This window comes from Leifsonia sp. fls2-241-R2A-40a, assembly GCF_030209575.1.
Lineage (GTDB): Bacteria > Actinomycetota > Actinomycetes > Actinomycetales > Microbacteriaceae > Leifsonia.
The window spans coordinates 2,287,526-2,313,331 of the sequence record NZ_JARVRS010000001.1 but is presented as its reverse complement, the minus strand read 5'-3'; the positions used below and the strand labels follow the sequence as shown (position 1 = coordinate 2,313,331).

Sequence of the window (25,806 nt, the reverse complement as noted above, 5' to 3'; positions counted from 1 at the left end):
GAAGGTGGTGGGGTGACCGTCGAAGCCGAACCCCTCAGCCGCCTCCGCCAGCGCACGAGCGAGAAGTGGCGCGCCTATCCCGACGACGTGCTCCCCCTCTTCGTCGCCGAGATGGACTACCCGCTCGCGCCGCCGATCGCCGAAGCGCTCCATGCCGCCGTCGACCGCAGCGACACCGGGTACATCGGCCCGGACGACCGGACGCAGCGCGCCTTCGCCGCGTACGCCGGGCAGCGCTGGGGATGGGAGGTGGACCCTGCGAAGACCCGCACCACGACCGATGTCGGTGTCGTCATCGTGGAGTCGCTGCGGATGCTGATCGAGCCCGGCGACCGGGTCGTCGTCACCACGCCCGTCTATCCGCCCTTCTTCGACTTCATCCCGGAGGCCGGCGGGGTCGTCGAGGAGGTCCCGCTTCTCGAGGGCGGCACCGACGGCCGGGGCTGGGCCATCGATCTGGCGGGGCTCGAACGGGCCTTCGCCGGCGGCGCGAAAGCATTCCTGCTCTGCAACCCGCACAATCCGCTGGGGCTCGTGCATCCGCGGGAAGAGCTGGAGGCGGTGGCCGCGCTGGCGGCACATCACGGCGTCCGGGTGGTCAGTGACGAGGTCCACGCTCCGCTCACCCACTCCGACGCGACCTTCACGCCCTTCCTGTCGGTCTCCGACGACGCGCGCCGGGTCGGGATCGCCGCGCACGCCGCGAGCAAGGCGTGGAACCTCGCCGGGCTGAAGTGCGCGCTCTTCGTCACCGCCGCTCCCGAGCTGGCCGAACGCATCCACTCGCTGCCCATCGAGGTGGAGGTGCGCACCAGCCTGTTCGGCCGCATCGCGACCGAGTCCGCCTACCGCTCGGGCCAGGAGTGGCTCGACGGCGCGCTCACCGCGATCGAGTCGAACCGCGAACTGCTGGCGATCCTGCTCACCGACCGCCTCCCGCGGGTCCGCTACCGCGAACCGCACGCCAGCTACCTGGCCTGGCTCGACTTCCGCGAACTCGGCTGGGGCGACGATCCGGCCGCGCGCATCCTCGAGGAGGCGAAGGTCGCGGTGAACCCGGGAACCGACTTCGGCGCGCAGGGCGCAGGTTTCGTCCGCCTCAACTTCGCGTGCTCGCCCGAGGTGCTGACCGAGGCGATCGACCGCATCGAGGCGCTCACACGGAGGGCCTGAGCCGGCGCCGCCGCACGACGCCCGCGAACACGAGTCCCGCGAGCACGATCAGCGCGGCCGCAGACACCGCAACGCCCCCGATCCAGGGTTCGGCGGCGGGGACAGCGCGCGGCATCACCACCTGGAAAACGACGGTCGCGGTCGTCGGGACTCCGCCACCGGCGGTCTGAGTCGCGGTGAGCCCCGCTCGACCGGCAGGAAGCGCTGCGGTGATCACCGACCAGACGCCTCCCGCATCGACGGCCGTCGTCCCGACCACGCGGCCGCTGACGTCGGCCAGCGTCACAGTGGCGCCCGGCTCACCGGTTCCGGAGACAGCGGGGGTCGCCGTGCTCACCGATGCCGAGCCGGCGGGCGAGGTGAGCGTGACCGGGACCACGTGCGCCACCTCGGCGAGATAGGCCGAGAACATCGTGATCGCCGCCGTGCGCTGATCGGTGAGCGAGGAGAGCCCGCGGCGGTACTCCAGGAGGGAGATGTACGCGTTGGACGTGTACGCCGACTCCACGGCTTCGCGGAGGTCGGCGGGGGTTCGCGGCGTCGCCGGGAAACGGTTGGTCAGGAAGGCGTCGACGCGCTTCCGTTCGGTCAGGTTCGCGAAGTATCCGGTGAGCAGGTCCGCGTACGGCGTCTGCGGGGCGGCGGCGCGGAGCGCGGTCAGATTGACGGCGTCGAGGTCGGCGCGGAGGTCCTCGTCCGAGAAGCCGCCCGCCGGGCTCCGGAAGTCCGCGGCGGCTGCCGCCTGGACCGCCGCCGGGCCGCCGGTGACCGAGTCGATGTCCGACATCAGGTCGGTGATGTCGCCGGCGAAGCCGCCGAGGTCGGCCGCGGCCGAGTTCGGCGTCCTGCTCAGGTTCATCGTCGCGAACATATGGACCGCGTCGGTGACCTCGCCGTTCGGCAGGGTCACGTCGCGGAGCTGCTTGAGGCCGGCCGCGGACGTCCCGTTGCGCGCATCCTGACTCTCGACGTACGCCTCGAAGTCGGGGTCGCGCTCGCCGCCGACCGTCGCCCAGGTGGAGTCGTCGTAGTGCGGATTCGCCGTACGGAGGTACACCAGCACCAACTCGTCCGCTGTCTCGCCGGGGTTCGCGGCGGCGTACTGCCGTGCGTACGTCTCCAGCGGGCGCAGGTCGCCGAGCATCCGATCGAAGGACGAGGGTGACGCGGCCTCCGCTGGACCGGCGGAAACGCCGACCGCAGCACCGGCCAGGATGAGTCCGGCCAGCGCTGCGGTGAGGAATCGGGCGATCATCGGGTGCTTTCGGGTGGCGCGCCCGTGGCTTCGGCTCAGCGCCGGTAGTTGGGCGCCTCGACGACCATCTGCACGTCGTGCGGGTGCGACTCCTTGAGCCCGGCGGCCGTGATGCGGACGAACTTGCCGTTCGCCTTGAGCTCCGGGATCGTGCGTGCGCCCACGTAGAACATCGACTGGCGCAGGCCGCCGACGAGCTGGTACGCGACGGCGGAGAGCGGGCCGCGGAACGGCACCTGCCCCTCGATGCCCTCGGCGATCAGCTGCTCGTCGCTCGGCACGTCCGCCTGGAAGTAGCGGTCGCGGGAGTACGAGGTCTTCTTGCCGCGCGTCTGCAGGGCGCCGAGCGACCCCATCCCGCGGTAGTTCTTGAACTGCTTGCCGTTGACGAAGACGAGCTCGCCCGGGGACTCGGAGGTCCCGGCCAGGAGCGAGCCGAGCATGACGCTGTCCGCTCCGGCGACGAGTGCTTTGGCGATGTCGCCCGAGTACTGCAGGCCGCCGTCCGCGATGAGCGGGACGTTCGCCTCGCGCGCGGCGAGGGAGGCCTCGTAGACCGCGGTGACCTGGGGCACGCCGACACCCGCGACCACGCGCGTGGTGCAGATGGAGCCCGGGCCGACGCCGACCTTGATCGCGTCTGCGCCGGCATCAATCAGCGCCTGCGCGCCGGAGCGGGTCGCGACGTTGCCGCCGATGACGTCGACGTGCGATGCACGCGGCTCAGCCTTGAGACGACGGATGATGTCGAGCACGCCGACGCTGTCGCCGTTCGCGGTGTCGACGACGATCAGGTCCACACCCGCGTCGACCAGTGTCATGGCACGGTCCCACGCGTCACCGAAGAAGCCGATCGCCGCACCGACGCGCAGCCGGCCCTCGTCGTCCTTGGTGGCGTCCGGGTACTTCTCGCTCTTGTCGAAGTCCTTGACGGTGATGAGGCCGCGGAGCTTGCCGTCCGCATCCACCAGGGGAAGCTTCTCGATCTTGTGCTCGGCGAAGATGGCGACCGCGGAGTCGGGGTCGATTCCGACCGGAGCCGTGATGAGCGGCTGGCGGGTCATCACGTCGCGGACCTTGGTGGTCGACCGCTCGAACGGCGAGACGAAGCGCATGTCGCGGTTCGTGATGATGCCGACGAGGGTGCCGTCGGGTTCCACGACGGGCAGGCCGCTCACCCGGAACTGGCCGCACAGCGCGTCGACCTCTTCGACGGACGCATCCGGAGTCGTGGTCACGGGATTCGTGATCATGCCCGACTCGGAGCGCTTGACCTTGTCGACGTGCGACGCCTGGTCCTCGATCGAGAGGTTGCGGTGGATGATGCCGATGCCGCCCTGGCGCGCCATGGCGACGGCCATGCGCGACTCCGTGACGGTGTCCATCGCGCTCGACAGCAACGGGGTCGCCATCGAGATGCGCTTGGTCAGGCGTGTCGAGGTGTCGGCCTCGCTCGGGATGACGTCCGTGTGCCCTGGGAGCAGCATGACGTCGTCGTAGGTCAAACCGATGAAACCGAACGGATCGGGCTGATCCATTTCACCCCTATCAAGAAGATGCGCGACTGTGGATGCTCAATGGTAACGGCAGAACCTGACCGGGTATTCCGAGCATCACAGGGGTCATTCGACCGGGGCCAGATCGAGCTCCGCGGCCCGCTTGCCCTGCCGCGCGGCGACGATCATGTCGATGCTCAGGATGAGCAGCGCCAGCCACACGATCGCGAATCCGAGCCACCGCTCCGGCGGCATCGCCTCGTGCAGCACGGCGACGCCGACGATGAACTGGATGAACGGGGCGAAGTACTGGATGAAGCCCATGTAGACCAGCGGCAGGCGGCGCGACGCGGCGGCGAAGAACAGCAGGGGTACGGCCGTGATGACACCGGCACCGATCAGGAGCACCGTGTGCCAGGGGCCGTCGGATCCGATGGTGAGCCCTGCTGTGACACCCACCACGATGAGCTGGATGACGGCCACCGGCGTGAGCCACATCGTCTCGAGGGTGAGGCCGGAGAGCGCATCCACCCGGTTGCCGACGCGCTTCTTGATGAGCCCGTAGAGCCCGAACGAGAAGGCGAGGATCAGCGCGATCCACGGCACCGAGCCGTAGCCCACGGCGAGCACGATGACGGCGACGATGCTGACGCCGACCGCGACCCACTGGGCGACGCGCAGCCGCTCGCGCTGCACCACGACGCCCAGGAAGACGGTGACGATCGGGTTGATGAAGTAGCCGAGCGCGGCCTCGACCACGTGCCCGCTGACCGTCGCCAGCACGTAGGTCTGCCAGTTGACGTAGATCAGCGCGCCCGCGAGCCCCATCGTGAACAGCACGCGCTTGTCCCGGAGCAGGGCGCCGAAGGTGCGCCAGGTTCGGGTGACCGAGAGCGCGATGGCGCAGAACGCCAGCGAGAAGATCACGCGCCAGGCGACGATCTCCCATGCCCCGGCCGGGGCGAGCGCCAAGAAGTAGATCGGGAGGACGCCCCAGAGCACGTAGGCGGAGACCGCGTAGACGAGCCCGGAGGTGCGGTGCGAGGTGAGGTCGTCGGAAGGTGCTGCCACTCGTCCGACTCTACCGCCGAGATTTGCGCCAATTCGTCGTCCTGCCGCCCACCCCCTTGCAAGATTTGCGCCAATTCGTGGCAATGCAACGGTCATTAGCGCGATTTGGCGCAAATCGCGAGCGGAGGCGGCCGAAAACGACGACGGCCCGGATGCTCAGAGCATCCGGGCCGTCGAGACGAGCGGTTCGCGTCAGCGGACGACGACCGCCAGAACGTCGCGAGCCGACAGCACGAGGTAGTCCTCGCCGCCGTACTTGACCTCGGTGCCGCCGTACTTGGAGTAGATGACCTTGTCGCCGACGGCGACGTCGAGGGGCACGCGGTTGCCGTTGTCGTCGATGCGACCCGGACCCACGGCGACGACCTCGCCCTCCTGCGGCTTCTCCTTGGCGGTGTCAGGGATGACCAGACCGGAAGCAGTGGTCTGCTCAGCCTCGACCTGCTTGATGACGATGCGATCCTCGAGCGGCTTGATGGAGACCGACACGTTGACCCCTTTCCTGTGAAGAACAGTGTCTCTACTAAGACTGGATTAGCAACCTCGCAGTGAGAGTGCTAACCCGAGTCTAGGGGGTGCGTTAGCAGTCACGCAACGTGAGTGCCAGGGTAGCGTTGAGCCCATGGAACGGTCCGAGCTGGTTGCCCTGCTGAGCCCCGAGGGACTCCGTCTGCTCGACTCGTTACCGCCCTACGAGAGCGAGCGCGACGTGCTGCGGATCGTCAGCGACCTCCGCAAGCAGGGCCACTCCCCCGCCCTCGTCGCGGCCGTGCTCACGCAGTCCAAACTGCGGCGGAAGGCCGTGGCGAAGTTCGGCGACTTCGCCTCCAGCATGCTGTTCACCGAGGCTGGACTGGAGCAGGCGACGCGGCTCCCCGTCGCGGCCCGGCACGCCGGCCGTTTCCGCGCTGCGGGCATCCGGCGGGTCGCCGACCTCGGCTGCGGGATCGGTGGCGACGCCCTCGCCCTCGCCGCGCTCGAGCTGGAGGTCACGGCCGTCGAGGCCGACGAGGTCACCGCCGCCATCGCCTCATTCAACCTGGCGCCGTTCCCAACCGCTGTCGTCGAGCACGGCCGCGCGGAGGATGTGGACCTGCGCGAGATCAACGGCGTCTTCCTCGACCCGGCCCGGCGGACGGCGGGGCACACGCAGACCGAGCGGCTGACCGACCCCGACGACTACACGCCGTCCCTCGGCTTCGCGTACGAGCTGGCGACCGGCCGGTCGGTCGGCCTCAAGCTCGGTCCCGGATTCGATCGCGACCTGATCCCGTCCACGGCGGAGGCGCAGTGGATCTCGGCCGACGGTCAGGTCGTGGAGCTGGGACTGTGGTTCGGCGCGCTCGCGCGCCCGGGGATCCACCGGGCGGCCCTGGTGCTGCGCGGCGATCGCGCAGACGAGCTGACCGCGGACGCGGACAGCCCCGACGAGGAGACCGGCCCGCTCGGCGAGTACCTCTTCGAGCCGGACGGCGCGGTCATCCGCGCCCGGCTCATCGGCGACCTCGCACGCCGCATCGACGGCCGGATGCTGTCGGACCAGATCGCCTACATCACCGCCGATTCGCCGGCGGAGACTCCGTTCGCGTCCGGCTTCCGCATCCTGGAGACGCTCCCGTACGGCGAGAAGGACCTCAAGCGCGCGCTGCGCCAGCGCGGGATCGGGACCTTGGAGATCAAGAAGCGCGGCGTGGACGTCGACCCTGCGGCGCTCCGCCGTCGCCTCGGGCTGAACGGAGACCGCCCGGCGACCCTGATCCTCACCAGGGTGGCCGGGCGGCACACGGCGCTCCTCGCCGAGCGGCTCTGACGCCGCCGACGAGTCGCGGAGAACGCTCAGTACGTGTTCGAGTAGTTCGCGAGGCTCGCGAAGATCACCGCGAGGATGATCCAGTAGATGATCGCGATCGCGATGCTGACGAATCCCAGGATGATGCCGGTCAGCCAGAACCCGCGGGCGTGCGGCTCCTTGTTGCGGCCGATGAAGCCGAGCACGATCGCCGCGACGCCGAACAGGAAGCCGATGCCCCAGGCGAGGTTGATCACGATGCCGACGATGCCGCCGACGAGCGAGAGGATGCTCAGGATGGGCGACTTGGCGGCCGGCTGGCCGTACGGCTGCGCGTATCCCGGTGCCGGCTGACCGTAGGCGGGCTGGCCGCCGTACGGCTGCTGACTGTACGGCTGCTGACCGTATCCCGGGGCCGGTGGCTGCTGACCGTATCCGGGCGCCGGCGGCTGCTGGCCATAGCCCGGCGCGGGCGGCTGCTGACCGTAGCCCGGCGCCGGCGGCTGCTGGCCGTAACCCGGAGCGGGCGGGGGAACGGCGCCGTTATGCTCCGTGGGCGGTGCCGGCGGCGGAGGAGGAACCGAGCCGTCCTGCGGGTTGGGCTCCACCGGGTCGGTGGGGGCGTTCGGATCGGTCATGGGACCCATCTCCTTCAGTACTGGAAGCTGATCGTCGGCGCCTCCCCGGAAGGCGCTTCCTGAAAGATCGCTGTATTGATTCCCATGGTGACAGCGCGTGCGCGCGAGTGTCAACGCACCATGTCAGCCGGTGACCTGAATCTCGGTGACGGGAAGGGTGGAGTCGGCCGAGAATGTGAGGTCGCTCGGCGCGTGTCCGGCCATGATCAGCTGCGCACCCAGAGCTGCGATCATCGCCCCGTTGTCCGTGCAGAGCGAGAGGGCGGGGATGCGCAACTCGACGCCCGCCTCTGCGGCGCGGGCCACGGCCAGCTGGCGTACGCGCGCATTCGCGACGACGCCTCCGCCGAGGAGCAGCCGCGGCACGTCGTGATCACGGCACGCGGCGAGCGCCTTCGTGATGAGCACGTCGGCGACGGCTTCGCGGAACGACGCCGCGACGTCGGCCACCGGCACCTCTTCTCCGGCGTCCTGGCGCTGTTCGACCCAGCGGGCGACGGCCGTCTTGAGCCCGGAGAACGAGAAGTCGTACCGGTGCTGTTCGATGTCCTTCGGCCGGGTGAGACCTCGCGGGAAACGGATGGCTTTCGGGTCGCCGTCCACTGCGACCCGGTCGATCTGCGGTCCTCCCGGATACGGGAGCCCCAGCACGCGGGCCACCTTGTCGAACGCCTCCCCCGCGGCGTCGTCGATCGTCTCGCCGAGGAGCTCGACGTCCGACACGAGGTCGCGGACGAGCAGCAGGGACGTATGACCGCCCGACACCAGCAGCGCGACCGTGGGGAGTTCAACGGGATGGCCGGGGCCGCCCTGCGCGTCGAGCAGGTCCGCTCCGACGTGGCCGACCAGGTGGTTCACCGCGTAGAGCGGCTTGCCCAGCGCCACAGCGAGCGCCTTCGCCGCGCCCACTCCGACCATGAGTGCGCCCGACAGCCCCGGTCCGCTGGTCACCGCGATGGCGTCCACGTCCGAGAGCTCGATGCCCGCATCGGCCACGGCGGTCCGCAGCGTCGGCTCGAGCGCCTCCAGGTGCGCCCGCGCGGCGACCTCCGGCACCACTCCGCCGTAGCGGGCGTGCTCCTCCATCGACGACGCGATCGTGTTGGAGAGCAGCGTCGTCCCGCGCACGATCCCGATGCCGGTCTCGTCGCAGGAGGTCTCGATCCCGAGGACCAGGGGCCCGTTCGAGGAGTCGTGGTCGGTCATGCGATCGTGGTCTCCGGTCTCGGGACGGCGAGGCGCATGACGACCGCATCCACGCCGTCCGGCTGGTAGTACTTAGGCCGCACGCCGATCTCCGAGAAGCCGAGCTCACGGTAGAGGGTCTGGGCGCCCGGGTTGTCGGCGCGGACTTCGAGGAAGACCTCCGTCGCGCCGCGCTTGCGGGCCTCGCCGATGAGCGCTTGCATGAGCACCCGCCCGAGGCCGCGGCGGCGCGCATGCGGCGCCACCGCGATGGTCTGGATGTCGCCCTCGGCTCCACCCCGTGGGGCCAGGAGGCCCGCGTAACCGTCGATCCGCTCGGGCGTCTCCGGCTGGAACGCGACGAGGTAGTAGCCGTGCTCGCCGGTCACCTCCGACGTCATCGAAGCCTCGGACCACGCGTCGTTCACGAAGATGGAGCGTTCCAGCCCCATGATCGCGGGGACGTCGTCGAGGGCCGCCCGCCGCAGCTGGTAGGCGCGGTGCACGTCCTCGGTCACGCCGTCACCCGCTTCGGGCCGGCGGAGAGCGTCACGTCGGGCGAGCGCAGGTAGAGGGCATCGTCCGGGTCCATCGGCAGCTTGTTCGCGTATCGGAGTTCGGCCAGCATCCCCAGACGTCCGGCCGGGACGACCTCCGCGTCGAACCGGGAGAGATCGGGATGCGGCAGGTCGTCGGGCTTCGCGAGCCCGGGACCGTCGAGGCGGACCGGCAGGCCGAATCCGTCGACCCCGGAGTACGCCGTCCAGTACCGCTCGCGGCGCCGTGCGTCCGTGACGACCAGCAGTGGTCCCTCGTGACCGGCCAGGTAGCGGTCGTACGCGACCGCGTCGTGGCTCACGACGGGGACGAGCGGCTTGCCCGCACCGATCGCAAATGCCTTCGCCGCGGCGATCCCGACCCGCAGGCCGGTGAAGGGCCCCGGACCCATCCCCGCGACGACGCCGGAGAGCGCACGCACCTCGATGCCGGCCACGGTCAGGGCTTCGTCGATGAGCGTCCCGATCACCTCGGCGTGCCGCATGGTGTCCGTCTCGATCACCTCGGAGAGGACGCCGCCGTCGCGATCCACGACGGCCACGCTGGTGCCGGCGGACGTGTCGATGGCCAGAAGCATGCGTCCAGCCTATTCGCGATCGCCGGCCGGCGAACCCGTGCCTGCGGCCCAGCGCGGGCCGAAACCGGTAAGGGTGACCGTCCGCGGTTCGTCGGTCTCTTCGACCTCGTCCGTCGCAGAGACCCCGTCACGGTCCTCCCCGGCGGCGCGCTCCTCCGCGCCCGTCGGCCGCTCGATCGCGACCTCCAGCCACGAGTCCGCGACGCCGTCGAGCATCCCGGTGCCCCACTCCACGACGACGACGGAGCGGGCGAAGTCGATGTCGAGGTCGTCGAGTTCGAGCGCACTGGACAGCCGGTACGCGTCCACGTGCACCAGCGGCGCGCCGCCGGAGAGACGGGGATGCGTCCGGGCGAGCACGAACGTCGGGCTCGTGACCGGCCCGCGCACGCCGAGCCCCTCCCCGATGCCTCGTGTCAGCGTCGTCTTCCCCGCGCCGAGCGGTCCCGACAGGATCACCAGGTCGCCGGCCCGCAGAGCACCGGCGAGCTCCCGGCCGAGAGCATGCATGTCGTCGGCGGTGGCGACCCGGCGAGTCGACGGCAGCGACAGCGCGACCGTCATCGCACTCCCCCGATATAGCTCCGCTTCAACCGGCCGCCCAATCGCGTGACGATCTCGTAGTTGATGGTGTCCGCGGCCTCGGCCCAGTCGTCCGCGCCCGGCGCACCGGTCCCCGGATCGCCGAACAGCACGACCTCGTCGCCGACCTGAACGTCCAGATCGCCGACATCGACCACGAACTGGTCCATGGCGACCCGGCCGCTGATGCGGAAGGTCCGGCCGCCGATGGACACCGGCCCGCGGTTGGAGGCGTGCCGCGGGATCCCCTCCGCGTAGCCGAGCGGGACGAGCACCAGGGTCGTCTCCCGCTCGGTGCGGTAGGTGTAGTCGTACGAGACGCCCTTGCCCGCCGGAACGCGGCGCACGGCCGCAATCCGGCCGCGCAGGGTCATCGCCGGTCGCAGTCCCAGTTCCGCCGCGGACTCCCGGCCGAACGGCGACAGCCCGTAGGCCGCGATCCCGATGCGGACCAGATCGAACCGCGCCTCGGGCAGGGTGAGTGCCGCGGCACTGGCCGCGATGTGCCGGAGCTCGGGCGCGAGCCCGGCTGCCGCGGCGCGCTCGAGGGCCCGCTCGTAGACGGCCACGGCCGCACGATCGTCTTCGACCGAGGCGTTCGACAGGTGCGAGAAGATGCCGCGTACGACGACGCGGCCGCGCTCCTCGAGCTCCCGGGCGCGCGCGAACACCGCATCCCACTCGGATTCCGGGATGCCGTTACGGCTCAGCCCCGTCTCCACCTTCAGCTGCACGAAGACCGGCCGCCCGCTGCCGCCGGCGAGCGCCGCGGCCTCCAGCTGGGCGAGCGACGACAGGCCGAGGTCGACATCGGCCTGAACAGCCGCTGCGAAGTCCTCGTCCGGGTCGTGCAGCCAGGCGAGGATCGGTGCGGTGATCCCGGCCTCGCGCAGCGCGAGCGCCTCGGGGATCTCCGCGACACCGAGCCAGTCGGCGCCGCCGGCGAGCGCAGCACGCGCGCACTCCACCGCTCCGTGCCCGTACGCATCCGCCTTGACGACCACCATGGCGTGTGGCGTGCCCACCAGCTCACGCAGGCGAGCCACGTTCGCGCTCACCGCATCCAGATCGACGACCCGCTCCCGGAACGCTGCGGTCACGACGCGTTCTCCGTCACCACGAACGCCGTCGCCACCCCCGCGTCGTGCGACATCGACACGTGGATGCGCACGATGCCGCGTTCCCGCACCTGTGCCTCGACCACGTTGTGCAGCACGAAACCGGGGTTCCTCTCCTCGTCGGGGACGATCTCCATGTCGTGCCAGCGCACGCCCTCGGAGCCGCCGAGCGCCTTGATGAGCGCCTCCTTCGCGGCGAACCGCGCCGCCAGCGAGTGCACCGGCAGCGGGCGCTCCGCCTCCGTGAACAGCCGCTCGCGCAGCTTCGGGGTGCGGGCGATCGACCGCTCGAAGCGAGCCAGATCGACCACGTCGACCCCGATGCCGGCGATCACGGTGTTACTCGACGGTGACGGACTTGGCCAGGTTGCGCGGCTGGTCGACGTCGAGCCCCTTGGCCGCGGACAGCTCCATCGCGAAGATCTGCAGCGGCACGACCGCCAGCAGCGGCTCGAAGAGCGGCGCAGCGAGCGGGATGCGGATGACCTCGTCGGCGAACGGCAGCACGGCGGCGTCTCCGGCCTCGGCGATCGCGATCACGCGGGCGCCCCGGGCACGGATCTCCTGGATGTTCGACACGACCTTCTTGTGCAGTTCATCCGACCAGCGCGGGCTGGGCACCACGACGAAGACCGGCTGGCCCGGCTCGATCAGCGCGATGGGGCCGTGCTTCAGCTCGCCGGCGGCGAAGCCCTCCGCGTGGATGTACGCGAGCTCCTTGAGCTTGAGCGCACCCTCGAGCGCGATCGGGTAGCCGACGTGACGGCCGAGGAACAGCACCGAGCGGGTGTCCGACATCCAGCGCGCGAGCTGGGCGATCTCGGCGTGCGACTCGAGCACCGTCGCAATCTTCGCGGGCACCTCCTGCAACTCCTCGATGGAGTCGCGCTGCTGCGCGGGCGTCAGGGTGCCGCGGACGCGGGCCAGGTGGAGGCCGAACAGGTAGAGCGCGGTGATCTGCGCGACGAAGGCCTTGGTCGAGGCCACGGCGACCTCCGGGCCGGCGTGCGTGTACAGCGCGGCGTCCGACTCCCGCGGGATGGTCGCGCCCTGGGTGTTGCAGACCGAGATCGCCTTGGCGCCGGCCTCGCGGGCGTACTTGACCGCCATCAGCGTGTCCATGGTCTCGCCGGACTGGCTGATCGAGATGACCAGCGTTCCCTCGGTGAGCACCGGCTCGCGGTAGCGGAACTCGTGGCTGAGCTCGACGGTGACGGGCACGCGGGCCCACTTCTCGATCGCGTAGCTGCCGACGAGGCCGGCATAGGCGGCCGTGCCGCACGCGATGATCGTGATGCGGTCGATGCCCGCGAAGAACGCGTCGCCCAGGGCGTCGAGCTCGGGGATGTGCACCGTGTCGTCGACCAGGCGGCCGCGGAGCGTGTTGGCGACCGCATCCGGCTCTTCGGCGATCTCCTTGGCCATGAAGGACGACCAGCCGCCCTTCTCAGCGGCCGAGGCGTCCCACGCGACCTCGAACGGCTCGACCTCGACCGGCGCTCCGGCGAAGTCGGTCACGGTGACGGTGTCCGGCGTGATGGTGACGATCTGGTCCTGCCCGATGGCCATGGCACGACGGGTGTGCTCGACGAACGCGGCGACGTCGGAGCCGAGGAAGTTCTCGCCCTCGCCGAGCCCGATGACGAGCGGGGAATTGCGGCGCGCGCCGACGACGACGTGCGGCTGGTCCTTGTGCATGGCCAGCAGGGTGAAGGCGCCCTCCAGGCGCGAGACGACGCTCTGGAACGCCTCGGGGAGGTCGCCCGTCCGGCGGTACTCGCGGCCGAGCAGGACGGCCGCGACCTCGGTGTCGGTCTCCGACTCGAAGGCGAAGCCGTCAGCGAGCAGCTCGTCCTTCAGGGTCGAGAAGTTCTCGATGATGCCGTTGTGGATGACGGCGAGGCGACCCTCGTCACCCAGGTGCGGGTGCGCGTTGACGTCGGTCGGACCGCCGTGCGTCGCCCAGCGGGTGTGACCGATTCCGGTCTGCCCGTTCGGGATGGGGTGCTCCTGCAGATCCTCGGTCAGCGCCGAGAGCTTGCCCGCCTTCTTAGCCGTGCCGAGGGACCCGTCCGGGCCGATCACGGCGATGCCCGCGGAGTCGTATCCGCGGTACTCCAAGCGCTTCAGACCGCCGAGAAGCACCTCGAGGCTCTTGTCGGTACCGACGTACCCCACGATTCCACACATGCACCCGAGTCTATCGTGGGGCCGGATGGGAAGCCGCTCGGAGGCCCCTAGACTGGGTTCCCTATGGTTGAGAACGGCGACTCGTCCACCCCTTTCGTCGAGTTGAGCCGGGCCGACTGGGCCGAGCTGGCCGAGAACACGCGGCTGCCGCTCCAGGAGACGGAGATCGTTCAGCTCCGCGGTCTGGGCGACCCGCTCGACATGCGCGAGGTGGAGCAGGTCTACCTGCCGCTCAGCCGCCTCCTGAACCTCTACGTCGGCGGCACCAAGCAGCTGCATCGCGTCACCAACGACTTCCTGGGTGAGCGCGCTGCGAGCACCCCTTTCGTCATCGGCGTCGCCGGATCGGTCGCCGTGGGCAAGTCCACCATCGCCCGCCTGCTGCGGGAGCTGCTGTCCCGCTGGGACGACACGCCGCGCGTGGAACTGGTGACCACCGACGGCTTCCTGCTCCCCAATGCGGAGCTCGAGCGGCAGGGACTCATGGAGCGCAAGGGCTTTCCCGAGTCGTACGACCGTCGGGCCTTGCTGCGCTTCGTCACCGCGGTCAAGAGCGGAGCCCCGGAGGTGCGCGCACCCTTCTACTCGCACCTCAGCTACGACATCGTCCCCGACGCCGAGATCGTGGTGCGGCGCCCGGACGTGCTCATCGTGGAGGGGCTCAACGTGCTCCAGCCGGCCGGCGGAGGAAACCGGCTCGCCGTCAGCGACCTGTTCGACTTCAGCGTCTATGTGGATGCGCGGACGCGCGACATCGCCCACTGGTACGAGGAGCGCTTCCTGAAGCTGCAGCGGGGGGCCTTCGCCAATCCCAAGTCGTACTTCCACCGGTATGCGGAGCTCACCGAGGAGGAGGCCCGCGCCCGGGCCGCGACCATCTGGTCGCGGATCAACGAGCCGAACCTCCTGCAGAACATCCGGCCGACACGCTCCCGCGCCAAGCTCGTCCTCCGGAAGGACGTCGACCACGCGGTGAGCTCGGTCCTGCTGCGCAAGCTCTGACGAGTCAAACGCCGCAGGGCTTTCCGACCTCAGGCGCAGGGGCGCGTGGCTGTCAAGCTCTGGCCGGGCATGCGCACATCCCGTAGTCATGAGGCATGTCAGCACCACGTTCGCGCGCCGCGCAGGTCTTCGGCCGGCGCGTGCGCGAGGCGCGGATCGCCCTCGGCATGAGCCAGGAGGACATCGCGAACCTGGCCGACATGCACGTCACCAACTTCGGCCGCGTCGAGCGTGGCGAGGCGAACTCCGAGCTGCATACGATCGTGCGCATCGCGACGGCGCTCAACATCGACCCCGGCCAGTTGATGGCCGGCCTGTACGGCTCGGAGATGCTGCCAGACCGCTCGCACGCCTACTCGGTCGCGGACTTCATCGCCGCCCGTCGGGAGCACGAGTCGCGCTGACGCGGCACGCCTCCCCCGAATGGTGACATCACGTCACCATTCGACGGGAATTCGAGCATCTGCTCACCACTCGGCGAAGGCCGAAGGGCGACGTCAGAGCGCCAGACGCTCCCGGACGACATCCGCGAGCTCGTTCGCGAGGCGCTCCGCGGTGACCTGGTCCGCCGCCTCGACCATGACGCGGACGAGGGGCTCGGTGCCCGAAGGGCGCAGGAGCACGCGGCCGCTGTCGCCGAGGGCGCTCTCCGCGGTCGCCACCGCGGTGCGGAGCTCCTCGTCGGTGTGGACGGCGTGGTGGTCGACGTTCTTGACGTTGACCATCACCTGCGGGTACACGGTCATGACGCTGGCGAGTTCGGCCAAGGTCTTCCCGGTGCGCGCCATCTCGCTCAGCAGGTGCAACCCGGTGAGGATGCCGTCGCCGGTGGTGGCGAACTCGCGCATGATGACGTGGCCCGACTGCTCACCTCCGAGCGAGTAGTCGTTCTGGTTCATCTCCTCGAGCACGTAGCGGTCGCCGACGGCGGTCTCGACGACGCGGATGCCGTTGTCGCGCATCGCGAGCTTCAGCCCGAGGTTGCTCATCACGGTGGCGACGAGTGTGTCGTCGCGGAGCTTGCCGCGCTCCTTCATTCCGACCGCGAGGATCGCCATGATCTGGTCGCCGTCGACGATGTTGCCGGCGGCGTCGATCGCGAGGCAGCGGTCCGCGTCGCCGTCGTGGGCGATGCCGACGTCTGCGCCGGCGGCCAGCACCGCCTTGGCGAGGTTGTCGAGGTGCGTCGATCCGACACCGTCGTTGATGTTCATCCCGTCGGGCGCGTCACCGATGACGGTCACACGCGCTCCGGCGTCCGTGAACACCTCGGGCGAGACGCCCGCTGCAGCGCCGTGCGCGCAGTCGAGCACCACGTGGATGCCGTCGAGCCGGTGCGGGAGGCTCGCGAGCAGGTGGAGGACATAGCGGTCCTCGGCGTCCGCGAAGCGACGGATGCGGCCGACGTCGGCGCCGGTCGGGGTCAGCTTCTCGAGGTCGAGGTGCTGCTCGATGCGGTCCTCGACCACGTCGGGCAGTTTCGTCCCGCCGCGGGCGAAGATCTTGATCCCGTTGTCCGGCGCGGGGTTGTGCGAGGCGGAGACCATCACACCGAAGTCCGCGTCGAAATCGGAGATCAGGAAGGCCGCTGCCGGCGTGGGGATGACTCCCGCGTCGTACACGTCGATGCCCGAGCTGGCGAGCCCGGCCGCGACGGCGGCGGAGAGGAACTCGCCCGAGACCCGGGGGTCGCGGGCGACGATGGCCGACGGGCGCTTGCCGGCGGCGCGGCGCGCCTCGGCGCTTCGGCCTTGCGTCAGTACAGCAGCAGCTGACTGCGCAAGGCCGAGCGCCAGGTCGGCGGTGAGACCGCCGTTCGCGAGACCACGAACGCCGTCGGTTCCGAAAAGACGGGGCATGGACCGAAGCCTAAACGCTCGCGAGCGTCAACGCTTGGAGAACTGCGACGCCTTGCGGGCCTTCTTGAGACCGGCCTTCTTGCGCTCGGTGACGCGGGCGTCACGGGTGAGGAAGCCGGCCTTCTTCAGGGTCGGGCGGTTGTTCTCGCGGTCGATCTCGTTGAGCGCGCGCGCGATGGCGAGACGCAGGGCGCCCGCCTGGCCGGAGGGGCCACCACCGGTGATACGGGCGACGACGTCGTAGGAGCCGAGGAGCTCGAGCACCTTGAACGGGTCGTTGATGAGCTGCTGGTGCAGCTTGTTCGGGAAGTAGTCGGCGAACTCACGGCCGTTGACCGTGATGGTGCCGGAACCCGGGACCAGGCGCACACGCGCGATGGCCTCCTTGCGGCGGCCCACGGCCGCGCCGGGAACGGAGAGGACGGCGCGCGGGGCGGCCGGGGCCTCAGAGGCCGGGGTCTCGGTCGAGTAGGACTCGACGTTGTCGGCCTGGGCCGACTCGATGCTGTCTGCGATCTTCGCCACGGTGGTGATAATCCTTTGTCTCTTTAAGTCGTGAAGGTCTTCGTCGCCGGTGCGATTACTGGGCGACCTGGCCGAGCGTGTACGGCTTCGGCTGCTGGGCGGCGTGCGGGTGCTCGCTTCCGGTGTAGACCTTCAGCTTGCGGAGCTGGGCGCGGCCGATGGAGTTCTTCGGCAGCATCCCGCGGACAGCCTTCTCGACGGCGCGAGCCGGGTTCTTCTCGAGGAGCTCCGCGTACGTGGTGGCCTTGAGGCCGCCCGGGTAACCCGAGTGGCGGTACGCCTTCTTCTGCAGGGCCTTCTGGCCGGTCAGGGCGACCTTGTCCGCGTTGACGATGATGACGAAGTCACCGGAGTCCATGTGCGGGGCGAAGGTCGGCTTGTGCTTGCCGCGCAGGAGGGCGGCGGTGTGGCTGGCGAGGCGGCCGAGCACGACGTCGGTCGCGTCGATGATGACCCAGTCGCGCTGGATCTCGTTCGCCTTCGGGGAATAGGTGCGCGTCACAGTAGTGGCTGCTTTCTGTCTCGAACGGAGGTGTTCGTGAATCCCGCTCCGTGGGGGTTCGCGTCCCGAGGGGACCGAACCGGGCCGGTGGAGGGCTCACGTTCGCATGTTCCGCCGCAGTCGGCGGACACCAAAGATCAATCGTACGCGAGAGGGCTACGCCCGGTCAAACCGGCTACAGCTCCCGCAGCGCCCGCGTCCGCTCGGCGCGCAGTGCCAGCTCCGCACCTTCGGGGTAACCGACCTCCAGCAGCGTCAATCCGCGCGCCGGCATCACCTTGAAGGCGCTGGTCCGCTGCTTCTCGTCCCGCAGGGACACCAGGTCGCCGGGGCCGAGCTTGCCCTCCCCCACCTCGACACACGCGCCCACCAGCGCGCGGACCATGCTGTGGCAGAAGGCGTCCGCGGTCAGGTCGGCGATCAGCACGCCGTGCGGCTCTCGCCGCCAGGAGAAGGACTGCAGCGTGCGGATGGTCGTCGCGCCCTCGCGAGCCTTGCAGTAACTGGCGAAGTCGTGCAGCCCCAGAAGGCCGTGGGCACCCATGTCCATGGACACCTCGTCGAGGTCCGACGAGACCCATGCGGTCCGGTGCCGCTGCAGCGGGTCCCGGAGAGACGTGCGGTCCGCTACGCGGTACTCGTAGTGCCGCCACAATGCCGAGAAGCGCGCGTCGAACCCCTCCGGTGCGATGGATGCGGAGAGCACCACCACATCGGACACCGGACCCAGGATGCCGTTCAGCCGTCGGCCCAGCGCCTCCTCCGCGGACAGCGGCGGACGCTTGCCGTGCGGCTTCCGCAGCACCGCCTCCTGCGCCGGACTGAGGTCGACGTGGGCCACCTGACCCACGGCGTGCACCCCCGCATCCGTCCGCCCGGCGACGGTCAGGAGCGGCGGGTCGCCCGCGCGCCGGAAGATCGTCGCGAGCGCATCTTCCAGTGTCCCCTGGACCGTTCGCTGGTCGGGCTGCCGACCCCATCCGTTGAAGTCGGTTCCCTGATACGCGATGTCGAGCCGATAGCGGCGAGACGGCTCAGTAGACACGGACCAGCCCCGTCTCCGCCTGCGTGGAGACGAACCCCATGCCTGTGTACAGCCCCAGGGCGCCGGTCGGGTTCTCGGCGTCGACGTCGAGCACCACCTTGTCCCAGCCACGCGCGGCGCACGCCTCCAGCACCGCCCTCAGCAGTGTCGGTGCGATGCGTCGTCCACGGAACGGCCGCGTCACGGCCACCGTCGAGACATACGCTCCTGTGAAGCCCTGCCCGGGCCAGTCGTCCTCATTGACATCCGTCAGCAGGACGCCGGCCACCTTGTCCCCGGCGAGGGCGATGAAGGAGAGCTCCGGCACGAACACCCCGGAGACCAGCCCCGCGAACTGCTCGTCGCTGAGCGGCTGGCTTCCCCAGTGGTCGCGGAACGCGTCGTCGCGCGCCGCGTGCACCGCCTCGGCGTGATCGGCCGTGTACGAGACGATCTCCACGTCCATGGTCGGGACGACCTCGGGGATGGGGTCCCCAAGGTCCCGCTCCATCGTGCGGAAGTAACGGGCGACCTCGAATCCACCGGCGAGGAGGAGGCGCGCACGGTCCGGTGCGCGGTCGTCGGCGTATCCCACCAGCCACCCGGGGACCTGCTTCTCCGAACCGGAGAGCTTCTGCTCCCCGCGCGTGCGTTGCCAGGCGAGCAGCTCCCGTCCGATGCCGCGCCGGCGGAACTCGGGATGCACACCGCCGTTCATGAACTCCCGCACCAGCGTCTCCTGCCGCGGCGGCTCCATCACGATCCCGACCGCGGCGACGCGGCCGTCCGCGGTGACGGCGAGCAGGGAGTCCGTCTCGAGGTCGATGAAGCTGAAGCCGAGCTCCTCGTCGACCTCTTCGCGCGTCGTCACGTAGTTCGGGTGGTCCTGGACCGCGATGGCGCGGTACACCTCGTGCACCGCGGCCGCGTCGTCTGGCGTCACCGGACGCCATTCCGCGATCTCCGGGTGCTGTGGTCGGTGCAGGGCCGGCCGTGACACACGGGCGCTCAGCGGCGGCAGGGGAACGGCGTCGGGCGAACTCATGCCTTCCACCCTAGAAGAAGGCGGGAACGCAGAAGGCCCCGCATCCGTTCGATGCGGGGCCTTCTAGCGTGGGAAGGAAGGGTGTTACGCCTTCTCCGCCTCGGTCTCGGCGTCGGTCTCACCGGCGGCGTCGGCGTCAGCGGTCGCGTCCTCGGCGACCTCGGCCTCAGCAGCGGCGGTCTCGGCGCTGGTCTCCTCGGCCGGGGTCTCCTTGACCGCGGTCTCCTCGGTGCTGGTCTCCTCGACCGGCGCAGCCTTGGGGGCGGCGGAGGTCTTGGTGGACTTCACCTTCGGGGTGACCGGCTCGAGCACGAGCTCGATCTGCGCCATCGGCGCGTTGTCGCCCTTGCGGAAGCCGAGCTTGGTGATGCGGGTGTAGCCGCCCTCACGCTCGGCGACCAGCGGAGCGATCTGGGTGAAGAGCTCGTGAACCACGGTCTTGTCCTGAATCACGGCGAGGACGCGACGGCGGGCGTGCAGGTCGCCGCGCTTCGCGAACGTGATCAGACGCTCGGCCACGGGACGCAGGCGCTTGGCCTTGGTCTCGGTGGTCTTGATGCTCTTGTGGGTGAAGAGCGCAGCGGCCAGGTTGGCGAGCATCAGGCGCTCGTGCGCCGGGCCGCCCCCGAGGCGGGGGCCCTTGGTGGGCTTAGGCATGATCGGTTATCTCCAGTGTTGAAAGCCAGATGGCGTCAGTCGAGGCGACGGGCCTCAGATGGTGGTGGACTCGTCCTCGTCGTAGCCGCTGTAGAAGTGGGCGCCGTCGAACCCGGGAACCGAGTCCTTCAGCGACAGGCCCATCTCCGTCAGCTTGTCCTTGACCTCATCCACCGACTTCTGACCGAAGTTGCGGATGTTCATGAGCTGCGTCTCCGACAGCGAGACGAGCTCGCTCACGGTGTTGATGCCCTCGCGCTTGAGGCAGTTGTACGAGCGGACCGACAGGTCGAGGTCCTCGATCGGCATCGACAGCTCGGAGCTGAGGACGGCGTCGACCGGCGCGGGGCCGATCTCGATGCCCTCGGCTGCGCTGTTGAGCTCGCGAGCCAGACCGAACAGCTCGACCAGCGTGCGGCCGGCCGAAGCGATGGCGTCGCGCGGGCTGATCGCGGGCTTGGTCTCGACGTCGACCACCAGGCGGTCGAAGTCGGTGCGCTCGCCGGCACGGGTGGCCTCGACGCGGTAGGTGACCTTGAGCACCGGCGAGTAGATCGAGTCGATCGGGATCTGGCCCGCCTCGCTGTACTCGTTGCGGTTCTGCTGGGCCGACACGTAGCCGCGGCCGCGCTCGATGGTCAGCTCGACCTCGAACTTCGCCTTGTCGTTGAGGGTTGCGATGACCAGCTCGGGGTTGTGGATCTCCACACCCGCCGGAGCCGAGATGTCCGCGGCGGTGACCTGGCCGGCGCCCGTCTTGCGGAGGTAGGCGGTGATCGGCTCGTCGTGCTCGCTGGAGACGACCAGACCCTTGATGTTCAGGATGATCTCGGTGACGTCCTCCTTGACACCCGGGACGGTGCTGAACTCGTGCAGCACGCCGTCGATGCGGATGCTGGTGACCGCGGCGCCGGGGATGGAGGAGAGCAGGGTGCGGCGCAGGGAGTTGCCGAGGGTGTATCCGAAGCCGGGCTCCAGCGGCTCGATGACGAACCGCGAGCGGAACTCGGAGATGTTCTCTTCGGTGAGCGTAGGACGCTGTGCAATGAGCACTATTGATTCCTTTCGGCTGAATGTCCGCTATATGACATTCGCTTCTGATGGGGTGGGGATCGTCACGCCGTCAGGCGGCGGCCCGGGAGGACCGCCGCCTGCGGCGGACGTGAAGAGAACTGCTTAGACGCGACGGCGCTTGGGCGGGCGGCAACCGTTGTGCGCCTGCGGGGTGACGTCGTTGATCGAACCCACCTCGAGGCCGGCGGCCTGAAGCGAGCGGATCGCCGTCTCGCGGCCCGAACCCGGGCCCTTGACGAAGACGTCGACCTTCTTCATCCCGTGCTCCTGCGCCTGACGAGCAGCCGATTCGGCGGCGAGCTGCGCCGCGAACGGGGTCGACTTGCGGGAGCCCTTGAAACCGACGCCGCCGGACGAAGCCCAGCTGATGACCGCACCGGTGGTGTCGGTGATCGAGACGATGGTGTTGTTGAAGGTGCTCTTGATGTGGGCCTGGCCCACAGCGATGTTCTTCTTTTCTTTCTTGCGCGGCTTGCGTGCGGCCGACTTGGGTGCTGCCATTTCTTCTCCTGAATCCTAAGAGCGTGGGGCCGCGGGCCTTAGCGCGCCTTCTTCTTGCCGGCCACGGTGCGCTTCGGGCCCTTGCGGGTACGAGCGTTCGTCTTGGTGCGCTGTCCGCGGACCGGGAGGCCCTTGCGGTGGCGGATACCCTCGTAGCTGCCGATCTCAACCTTGCGGCGGATGTCGGCCGCGACCTCGCGGCGGAGGTCACCCTCGACCTTGAAGTTTCCTTCGATGAAGTCGCGCAGTGCGACCAGCTGCTCGTCGGTCAGGTCCTTGACGCGGATGTCGCCGGAAATACCGGTCTCGCGCAGGGTCTGCAGCGCACGGGTGCGCCCGACGCCGTAGATGTAGGTGAGTGCGACCTCCACGCGCTTTTCGCGCGGGATGTCGACGCCTGCTAGACGTGCCATGTGTTGGCTTCTCCTGTGATGAGTGGAGGTCTGCAGCAATCCCGGTGCCCCGGCCTCCTCCGAGGGTGTCCCCCGCCCTCCTGTGTAAGGGAGCGGGATCTGGGATTGCCTTCTGTTATTCGGTTATACGTTCTCGGCGATCAGCCCTGGCGCTGCTTGTGGCGCGGGTTCTCGCAGATGACCATGACCCGGCCGTTGCGACGGATGACCTTGCACTTGTCGCAGATCCTCTTGACGGAGGGGTTCACCTTCATGATGTTTCTTTACCTTTGTTCGCTGTCCTCGTACCTCGCCGGGGGCAACCCATGGCGTGGCCGTTACTTACAGCAGACCTTTACTTGTAGCGGTAGACGATCCGGCCGCGGGTCAGATCGTAAGGGCTCAGCTCGACGATCACGCGGTCCTCGGGGAGGATGCGGATGTAGTGCTGGCGCATCTTGCCGGAGATGTGGGCAAGAACCTTGTGACCGTTGGTCAACTCAACGCGGAACATCGCATTGGGAAGAGCCTCGATCACGGATCCTTCGATCTCGATGACACCGTCTTTTTTGGCCATAGCCTCACTGTCGCTAAAAGTCGTGGTTTGCTGGTCGTGCGTTACTGGCGGAAGACACGTGAGAACGCGCCTAAGACACCAAGGATCTATCTTATGGGAAAGGGCGCGACTTCGCCAATCGGAGTGTATGATCCTCCGTCGCCCTGAGCGAACGCCGCCGCCGTCCGCACCATCACGCGATGGGGACGGGCGTCACGCCGAACCGGGCGAGGCCGGCGGCTCCGCCATCCTGCGCGGTCAGCACCCAGATGCCGTCCGCGTGCACGGCAACGCTGTGCTCCCAGTGCGCCGCTGCTGATCCGTCTTCGGTGGCGACGGTCCAGCCGTCGTCCTTCACGTAGGTCTCCTGCGCACCGCGCACCACCATCGGCTCGATCGCCACGACGAGGCCGGGGCGCACCTCGGGCCCCTTCGCGCGGACGCGGTAGTTGAAGACCGGCGGCTCTTCGTGCATCCGGCGGCCGATTCCGTGACCGATGTAGTCGGTCAGGATGCCGTAGTCGCCCTGCGCCAGGATGTAGTCCTCGATGGCCTCGCCGACCTCGTTGAGGTATCGCGCGGACGCCAGGGTCGCGACGCCGCGCCACAGCGACTGCTCGGTCACGTCGGACAGACGCTGCCGCTCGGCGACCTCCTGCGGGCGTGCGGGGTCCGGGAGGACGAACGTCCGCGCCGCGTCGCCGTTCCAGCCGTTCAGGATGGCGCCGCTGTCGACGGAGAGGATGTCTCCGGGCTCGAGGATGCGCGCCCCGGGGATGCCGTGCACGACCTCGTCGTTCACCGACGAGCAGATCGTGTGGTGGTAGCCGGCCTCCAGCTTGAAGTTGGAGGAGCCACCCGCCTCGATGATCGCCCGCTCGGCGATGCCGTCGAGCTCGAGGGTCGAGATGCCGGGAGCCACGGCGGCCGCCACTGCCTCCAGGGATGCGGCGGTCGCCCGACCGGGCGCGACCATGTCACGCAGCTGGGCGGGCGACTTGTAGATCGACCTCTTCAACTTCATCGGTTGAGCGTGCCGCTACGCGACGGATTCGTCGGCGGAGGCGCCGGCGACGGGGTGGATCCCGCGCTCGCTCAGAGCGGCCGTGATGCGCTCGGCGACCTCGTCCATGCCGCCGAGTCCGTCGACCGGGACGAGGAGCCCGCGCTCGCGGTACACGTCGATGAGAGGCGAGGTCTCGCGCACGTAAACCTGCTGACGGTGCCGGATCGCCTCTTCCGAGTCGTCCGCGCGACCCTGCTCGTGGGCGCGCTTGCTCAGCCGCTGCACGATCTCGTCCTGGTCGGCCGTCAACTGGATGACCGCATCCAGCGCCTGCCCCTTGCCTGCCAGGAGCTCGTCGAGGTAGTCGACCTGAGCCAGCGTGCGCGGATAGCCGTCGAGGAGGAAGCCGTTCTTGGCGTCGTCCTCGTCGAGGCGGTCAGCCACGAGCTGGTTGGTGAGGCTGTCCGGGACGTAGTCGCCGGCATCGACGATCGCCTTGACCTGGGTGCCGAGCGGCGTCTCGTTCTTGATGTTGGCCCGGAAGATGTCACCCGTGGAGATGTCGGGGATCCCGTAGGTGGAGGTGATCCGGGCGGCCTGAGTGCCCTTGCCCGCTCCGGGGGGACCGACGATCAGCATTCGGGTCAACGCAGAAGCCCTTCGTAATGCCGCTGCTGGAGCTGGGAGTCGATCTGCTTGACCGTCTCCAGACCGACACCGACGATGATCAGGATGGACGTACCGCCGAACATGAAGTTCTGACTGGCGCCGATCAACGCGAAAGCGATCAAGGGGATCAGCGCGATGATGCCCAGATAGAACGAACCGGGCAGGGTCACCCGCGTGAGCACGTAGTCGAGGTACTCGGCCGTCGGACGGCCCGCACGGATGCCGGGGATGAAGCCGCCGTACTTCTTCATGTTGTCTGCGACCTCCTCCGGGTTGAAGGTGATCGCCACGTAGAAGTACGTGAAGCCCACGATCAGGAGGAAGTACAGCAGCATGTAGAGCGGGTGGTCGCCCTTGGTCAGGTAGTTCGTGATCCAGGTGACCCACGGCGCCGGGGCCTTGCCCGCTGCCGGCTGGTTGAACTGTGCGATCAGGGCCGGCAGGTACAGCAGCGACGAGGCGAAGATGACGGGCACGACGCCGGCCATGTTGACCTTGATCGGGATGTAGGTGTTGTTACCGCCGTAGGTCCGGCGTCCCACCATCCGCTTGGCGTACTGCACGGGGATGCGCCGCTGCGATTGCTCGACGAACACGACGCCCATGACGATGAGCAGTCCGATCGCGATCACGACCAGGAGGATCTCGATGCCCTGCGACTGGCCGACGGCCCAGAGGGAGGTCGGGAACTGCGCGGCGATCGAGGTGAAGATGAGGAGCGACATGCCGTTGCCGATGCCGCGCTCGGTGACGAGCTCGCCCATCCACATGATGAGGCCGGTGCCGGCGGTCATGGTGATGACCATGAGCATGATCGCGTACCAGGAGTCGTCCGTGATCAGCTGCGTGCACTGCGAGACGGCGGTGGTGCCGAAGAGTGCGCCGCTGCGGGCGACGGTGATGAGGGTCGTCGACTGGAGGACGCCCAGCGCGATGGTGAGGTAGCGCGTGTACTGCGTGAGCTTGGCCTGACCGGCCTGGCCCTCCTTGTAGAGGGTCTCGAAGCGCGGGATGACCACGCGCAGCAGCTGCACGATGATCGACGCGGTGATGTACGGCATGATGCCGAGCGCGAAGATCGAGAGTTTGAGGAGAGCACCGCCGGAGAACAGGTTCACCAGCGAATACAGGCCGGACGTGTCCTGGTTGGCGTTCAGACAGGTCTGTACGTTGCCGAAGTCGACGAACGGCGCCGGGATGAAGGACCCCAGCCGGAACAGGGCGATGATGCCCAGCGTGAAGAAGATCTTCCGGCGAAGATCCGGGGTGCGGAAGATCCGCCCAACGGCGCTAAACAATGCTGCGTCCTGCTTTCCTAAGAGTCAGTCGGGTGGCCGGTCGCCCGGCCACCCGACGTGGCTG

The 25,806-nt window shown here is 68.9% G+C and carries 30 protein-coding genes; 4 read left to right on the top strand and 26 right to left on the bottom strand.

The window, feature by feature from the left end; all coding sequences use genetic code 11:
• The first annotated feature begins 12 nt into the window (after positions 1–12).
• On the top strand, positions 13–1,173 hold the full coding sequence (locus QRN40_RS11520) for a MalY/PatB family protein (protein WP_285115780.1): 1,161 nt from the start codon (positions 13–15) through the stop codon (positions 1,171–1,173).
• Here the strand turns inward: QRN40_RS11520 and QRN40_RS11515 are convergent.
• The 4 genes from QRN40_RS11515 to groES all read right to left on the bottom strand — a co-directional run bounded on the left by QRN40_RS11515 (position 1,157) and on the right by groES (position 5,484).
• A complete protein-coding gene (locus QRN40_RS11515) occupies positions 1,157–2,428 on the bottom strand; it encodes an Ig-like domain-containing protein (protein ID WP_285115778.1) in 1,272 nt (423 codons plus the stop codon). The two genes, QRN40_RS11520 and QRN40_RS11515, sit on opposite strands and share 17 nt — an antisense overlap.
• Before the next feature lie 35 nt (positions 2,429–2,463).
• A complete protein-coding gene (gene guaB, locus QRN40_RS11510) occupies positions 2,464–3,966 on the bottom strand; it encodes an IMP dehydrogenase (protein ID WP_285115777.1) in 1,503 nt (500 codons plus the stop codon).
• A gap of 84 nt (positions 3,967–4,050) precedes the next feature.
• On the bottom strand, positions 4,051–4,995 hold the full coding sequence (gene rarD, locus QRN40_RS11505; protein WP_285115776.1) for an EamA family transporter RarD: 945 nt from the start codon (positions 4,993–4,995) through the stop codon (positions 4,051–4,053).
• 192 nt (positions 4,996–5,187) lie between these two features.
• Complete coding sequence (gene groES / locus QRN40_RS11500) at positions 5,188–5,484, bottom strand: co-chaperone GroES (RefSeq protein ID WP_285115775.1); 297 nt, start codon at positions 5,482–5,484, stop codon at positions 5,188–5,190.
• 133 nt (positions 5,485–5,617) lie between these two features.
• Here groES and QRN40_RS11495 point away from each other — a divergent pair, with 133 nt between their 5' ends.
• On the top strand, positions 5,618–6,805 hold the full coding sequence (locus QRN40_RS11495) for a class I SAM-dependent methyltransferase (protein WP_285115774.1): 1,188 nt from the start codon (positions 5,618–5,620) through the stop codon (positions 6,803–6,805).
• A gap of 26 nt (positions 6,806–6,831) precedes the next feature.
• On the opposite strand, the gene QRN40_RS11490 is transcribed toward QRN40_RS11495, so the two are convergent.
• The 8 genes from QRN40_RS11490 to glmS all read right to left on the bottom strand — a co-directional run bounded on the left by QRN40_RS11490 (position 6,832) and on the right by glmS (position 13,632).
• The gene (locus QRN40_RS11490; RefSeq protein WP_285115773.1) at positions 6,832–7,422 is read right to left on the bottom strand and encodes a DUF4190 domain-containing protein; all 591 of its coding nucleotides are present in this window, start codon (positions 7,420–7,422) and stop codon (positions 6,832–6,834) included.
• A 123-nt stretch (positions 7,423–7,545) separates the two neighbouring features.
• Positions 7,546–8,628, bottom strand: coding sequence for a tRNA (adenosine(37)-N6)-threonylcarbamoyltransferase complex transferase subunit TsaD (tsaD, locus tag QRN40_RS11485; protein ID WP_285115771.1), 1,083 nt, complete (start codon positions 8,626–8,628; stop codon positions 7,546–7,548).
• Positions 8,625–9,059, bottom strand: a complete 435-nt coding sequence (gene rimI / locus QRN40_RS11480) for a ribosomal protein S18-alanine N-acetyltransferase (RefSeq protein ID WP_502878938.1) — start codon at positions 9,057–9,059, stop codon at positions 8,625–8,627. Before rimI ends, tsaD begins: the two co-directional genes overlap by 4 nt.
• A 62-nt stretch (positions 9,060–9,121) precedes the next feature.
• The gene (gene tsaB / locus QRN40_RS11475) at positions 9,122–9,742 is read right to left on the bottom strand and encodes a tRNA (adenosine(37)-N6)-threonylcarbamoyltransferase complex dimerization subunit type 1 TsaB (protein WP_285115769.1); all 621 of its coding nucleotides are present in this window, start codon (positions 9,740–9,742) and stop codon (positions 9,122–9,124) included.
• 9 nt (positions 9,743–9,751) lie between these two features.
• Positions 9,752–10,306, bottom strand: a complete 555-nt coding sequence (tsaE, locus tag QRN40_RS11470; protein WP_285115768.1) for a tRNA (adenosine(37)-N6)-threonylcarbamoyltransferase complex ATPase subunit type 1 TsaE — start codon at positions 10,304–10,306, stop codon at positions 9,752–9,754.
• Positions 10,303–11,424 (bottom strand): alanine racemase, encoded by a 1,122-nt coding sequence (alr, locus tag QRN40_RS11465; protein ID WP_285115767.1) that lies wholly within the window; start codon positions 11,422–11,424, stop codon positions 10,303–10,305. The genes tsaE and alr overlap by 4 nt, the downstream gene beginning before the upstream one ends.
• The gene (locus QRN40_RS11460; RefSeq protein WP_285115766.1) at positions 11,421–11,777 is read right to left on the bottom strand and encodes a holo-ACP synthase; all 357 of its coding nucleotides are present in this window, start codon (positions 11,775–11,777) and stop codon (positions 11,421–11,423) included. Before QRN40_RS11460 ends, alr begins: the two co-directional genes overlap by 4 nt.
• A gap of 4 nt (positions 11,778–11,781) precedes the next feature.
• Positions 11,782–13,632 carry a glutamine--fructose-6-phosphate transaminase (isomerizing) gene (gene glmS / locus QRN40_RS11455; RefSeq protein WP_285115764.1) on the bottom strand — a complete coding sequence of 617 codons (1,851 nt, stop codon included), beginning with the start codon at positions 13,630–13,632 and terminating at the stop codon, positions 11,782–11,784.
• Positions 13,633–13,695: 63 nt separating this feature from the next.
• Between glmS and coaA the strand changes: the two genes are divergently transcribed.
• Together coaA and QRN40_RS11445 are read left to right on the top strand one after the other, a co-directional pair.
• The gene (gene coaA / locus QRN40_RS11450; protein WP_285115763.1) at positions 13,696–14,634 is read left to right on the top strand and encodes a type I pantothenate kinase; all 939 of its coding nucleotides are present in this window, start codon (positions 13,696–13,698) and stop codon (positions 14,632–14,634) included.
• A gap of 95 nt (positions 14,635–14,729) precedes the next feature.
• Positions 14,730–15,038, top strand: a complete 309-nt coding sequence (locus QRN40_RS11445) for a helix-turn-helix domain-containing protein (RefSeq protein ID WP_285115762.1) — start codon at positions 14,730–14,732, stop codon at positions 15,036–15,038.
• Positions 15,039–15,131: 93 nt separating this feature from the next.
• On the opposite strand, the gene glmM is transcribed toward QRN40_RS11445, so the two are convergent.
• The 14 genes from glmM to secY form a co-directional block, all read right to left on the bottom strand.
• A complete protein-coding gene (gene glmM / locus QRN40_RS11440) occupies positions 15,132–16,493 on the bottom strand; it encodes a phosphoglucosamine mutase (RefSeq protein ID WP_285115761.1) in 1,362 nt (453 codons plus the stop codon).
• Positions 16,494–16,520: 27 nt separating this feature from the next.
• Positions 16,521–17,018, bottom strand: a complete 498-nt coding sequence (rpsI, locus tag QRN40_RS11435; protein WP_285115760.1) for a 30S ribosomal protein S9 — start codon at positions 17,016–17,018, stop codon at positions 16,521–16,523.
• 55 nt (positions 17,019–17,073) lie between these two features.
• Positions 17,074–17,520, bottom strand: a complete 447-nt coding sequence (gene rplM / locus QRN40_RS11430; protein WP_285115759.1) for a 50S ribosomal protein L13 — start codon at positions 17,518–17,520, stop codon at positions 17,074–17,076.
• Positions 17,521–17,695: 175 nt separating this feature from the next.
• Positions 17,696–18,565 (bottom strand): tRNA pseudouridine(38-40) synthase TruA, encoded by an 870-nt coding sequence (gene truA / locus QRN40_RS11425; protein ID WP_285115758.1) that lies wholly within the window; start codon positions 18,563–18,565, stop codon positions 17,696–17,698.
• Positions 18,555–19,589 carry a GNAT family N-acetyltransferase gene (locus QRN40_RS11420; protein ID WP_285115757.1) on the bottom strand — a complete coding sequence of 345 codons (1,035 nt, stop codon included), beginning with the start codon at positions 19,587–19,589 and terminating at the stop codon, positions 18,555–18,557. The genes truA and QRN40_RS11420 overlap by 11 nt, the downstream gene beginning before the upstream one ends.
• 84 nt (positions 19,590–19,673) lie before the next feature.
• On the bottom strand, positions 19,674–20,246 hold the full coding sequence (gene rplQ, locus QRN40_RS11415) for a 50S ribosomal protein L17 (RefSeq protein ID WP_285115756.1): 573 nt from the start codon (positions 20,244–20,246) through the stop codon (positions 19,674–19,676).
• A 54-nt stretch (positions 20,247–20,300) separates the two neighbouring features.
• Positions 20,301–21,299, bottom strand: a complete 999-nt coding sequence (locus QRN40_RS11410) for a DNA-directed RNA polymerase subunit alpha (protein WP_018191943.1) — start codon at positions 21,297–21,299, stop codon at positions 20,301–20,303.
• A gap of 123 nt (positions 21,300–21,422) precedes the next feature.
• Positions 21,423–21,821 (bottom strand): 30S ribosomal protein S11, encoded by a 399-nt coding sequence (rpsK, locus tag QRN40_RS11405; protein WP_018191944.1) that lies wholly within the window; start codon positions 21,819–21,821, stop codon positions 21,423–21,425.
• Between the two features lie 38 nt (positions 21,822–21,859).
• On the bottom strand, positions 21,860–22,234 hold the full coding sequence (gene rpsM / locus QRN40_RS11400) for a 30S ribosomal protein S13 (protein ID WP_285115754.1): 375 nt from the start codon (positions 22,232–22,234) through the stop codon (positions 21,860–21,862).
• A 140-nt stretch (positions 22,235–22,374) separates the two neighbouring features.
• The gene (rpmJ, locus tag QRN40_RS11395; RefSeq protein WP_018191946.1) at positions 22,375–22,488 is read right to left on the bottom strand and encodes a 50S ribosomal protein L36; all 114 of its coding nucleotides are present in this window, start codon (positions 22,486–22,488) and stop codon (positions 22,375–22,377) included.
• Positions 22,489–22,568: 80 nt separating this feature from the next.
• Positions 22,569–22,790 carry a translation initiation factor IF-1 gene (gene infA / locus QRN40_RS11390; protein ID WP_011186713.1) on the bottom strand — a complete coding sequence of 74 codons (222 nt, stop codon included), beginning with the start codon at positions 22,788–22,790 and terminating at the stop codon, positions 22,569–22,571.
• 172 nt (positions 22,791–22,962) lie between these two features.
• A complete protein-coding gene (map, locus tag QRN40_RS11385; RefSeq protein ID WP_285115750.1) occupies positions 22,963–23,793 on the bottom strand; it encodes a type I methionyl aminopeptidase in 831 nt (276 codons plus the stop codon).
• A gap of 15 nt (positions 23,794–23,808) precedes the next feature.
• Positions 23,809–24,423 (bottom strand): adenylate kinase, encoded by a 615-nt coding sequence (locus QRN40_RS11380; protein ID WP_285115749.1) that lies wholly within the window; start codon positions 24,421–24,423, stop codon positions 23,809–23,811.
• Positions 24,420–25,742: a preprotein translocase subunit SecY gene (secY, locus tag QRN40_RS11375; protein ID WP_285115748.1), complete on the bottom strand. Its 1,323-nt coding sequence runs from the start codon at positions 25,740–25,742 to the stop codon at positions 24,420–24,422. The genes QRN40_RS11380 and secY overlap by 4 nt, the downstream gene beginning before the upstream one ends.
• Between the last annotated feature and the right edge of the window lie 64 nt (positions 25,743–25,806).